Raw genomic sequence first — 1,401 nt, forward strand, 5'->3', positions numbered from 1 at the left:
CGGCGCCGACCACGAGGACATGTCCGCCGCGGAGGAGGGCACCGCGCAGTGCCTGGGCGTCTGCGAGGGTGCGCAGGTGATGGACGGCGCGCAGCCCGCTGGTCTGCGGGAGACGGCGGGGTCGTCCTCCGGTGGCGAGCAGCAGCTGGTGGTAGGTGATCCGGACGCCGCCGGTGAGGGTGATCTTCCGGGCGGCGGGGTCCAGTTCGGTGACGGTGGCGTCCGTCAGCAGTTCGATGCCGTGGTCCGCCCAGTGGCCGACGGGCTTGAGCAGGGTCCGGGAGGGGGCCTGCCCGCCGCGCAGCACCTCTTTCGACAGCGGCGGTCGCCGGTACGGGGCGGAAGGATCGTCGCCGATCATGACGATACGTCCGTCGAATCCCTCGGACCGCAGCGTCAGGGCCGCGGTGGCCCCGGCGATGCCGGTGCCGACAATGACCAGGGGCTCAGACATGCGAGACCTCGACCATCTCAAAGTCGGCCTTGGCCGCTCCGCAGTCGGGACAGCACCAGTCGTCGGGGATGTCCTCCCACCGCGTGCCAGGGGCGATCCCCTCGTCGGGCCAGCCCTCGGCCTCGTCGTAGAGCCAGCCACACACCAGGCACTGCCACTTCCTCATACCGCAGCCTCCACGGGCTCGAAGTCGATCTTTTCCCGGACGCCGCAGTCGGGACAGCACCAGTCGTCCGGGATCCGGTCCCAGGCGGTGCCGGCGGGGAAGCCCTCGCGGGGAGCCCCGGCCCGCTCGTCGTAGATGTATTCACACACCGGGCAGCGGTAGCGGCTCATGCGGCGGCTCCGTGCCGGGTCAGGACAGCGGAACGCTTGGCGGGGTGGATGTTCACCAGGGCGATGTCATCCCCGTAGTGGGCCAGGACCCGGCGGTCCATGATGCGACGCCACAGCGGCGGGAAATACGCCAGGACGATCATGCCGGCGTAGCCGGTCGGCATCTCCGGGATGCCCTCGAAGTGCCGCAGGGCCTGATAACGCCGGGTGGGATTGGCGTGGTGATCGCTGTGCCGCTGCAGGTGATACAGCAGCACATTGGAGGTGACGTTGTCACTGTTCCAGCTGTGCCGGGGGGCACACCGCTCATACCGTCCGGATGCGGTGCGCTGGCGCAGCAGACCGTAGTGCTCGATGTAGTTGACGACTTCCAGCAGGCAGAAGCCGAAGACGGCCTGCAGGAACAGGTACGCCAGGATGCCCGGCCCGAAGGCCAGCCCAAGGGCGGCGAAGAGCACCACCGACATCGCCCAGGCATTGAGCACGTCATTGCGCAGCGTCCAGGGACTGCGGCCCTGCCGGTTCAGCCGGGTCTTCTCCAGATGCCAGGCCGACCGCAGACTGCCCAGGACGGTGCGGGGCAGGAACCCCCAGAAGCTCTCGCCGAACCG

At 69.2% G+C, this 1,401-nt stretch carries 4 protein-coding genes; all 4 read right to left on the bottom strand.

Annotation, left to right across the window (positions count from 1 at the left end):
* On the bottom strand, positions 1 to 454 hold a 454-nt coding region (locus tag D7231_RS34745; RefSeq protein ID WP_158673895.1), incomplete at its 3' end, for an FAD-dependent oxidoreductase.
* A complete protein-coding gene (locus D7231_RS34750; RefSeq protein WP_120760347.1) occupies positions 447 to 620 on the bottom strand; it encodes a rubredoxin in 174 nt (57 codons plus the stop codon). The genes D7231_RS34750 and D7231_RS34745, both read right to left, overlap by 8 nt.
* Positions 617 to 790: a rubredoxin gene (locus D7231_RS34755; protein ID WP_120760349.1), complete on the bottom strand. Its 174-nt coding sequence runs from the start codon at positions 788 to 790 to the stop codon at positions 617 to 619. Before D7231_RS34755 ends, D7231_RS34750 begins: the two co-directional genes overlap by 4 nt.
* The coding region (locus tag D7231_RS34760; protein WP_147449883.1) for an alkane 1-monooxygenase at positions 787 to 1,401 on the bottom strand (615 nt) is incomplete at its 5' end. The genes D7231_RS34755 and D7231_RS34760, both read right to left, overlap by 4 nt.

Origin of the sequence: Streptomyces klenkii (assembly GCF_003626645.1) — a bacterium.
Lineage (GTDB): Bacteria > Actinomycetota > Actinomycetes > Streptomycetales > Streptomycetaceae > Streptomyces > Streptomyces klenkii.